At 63.2% G+C, this 239-nt stretch carries 1 protein-coding gene; it reads left to right on the top strand.

Annotation, left to right across the window (positions count from 1 at the left end; translation table 11 throughout):
* On the top strand, positions 1 to 239 hold a 239-nt coding region (locus SB765_RS33350; protein WP_410933000.1), incomplete at both ends, for an Ig-like domain-containing protein.

Raw genomic sequence — 239 nt, 5'->3', positions numbered from 1 at the left:
GTTGAAGTGCGCGACGCCAACGGCAATGTGATTGGCACCGGCACCGTATTGGCCAACGGCACCTTCCTGATCGACCTCGACCCTGCCGTACAACCTGGCGAACACTTGAGCCTGGTGCAGACCGACCCGAGCGGTAACGCTTCGGTTGGCTTTGAATACGATCTGCCACAGACCACCGCGCCAGCCAGCCCGAGCGACCTGGCCATCGATGCCGACGGCACCACCCTTACCGGTACCCC

It is taken from the genome of Pseudomonas sp. SIMBA_067 (assembly GCF_046534675.1).
In the GTDB taxonomy this organism is placed as follows: Bacteria; Pseudomonadota; Gammaproteobacteria; order Pseudomonadales; family Pseudomonadaceae; genus Aquipseudomonas; species Aquipseudomonas putida.
This window is presented reverse-complemented; position numbering and strand designations above follow the sequence as displayed.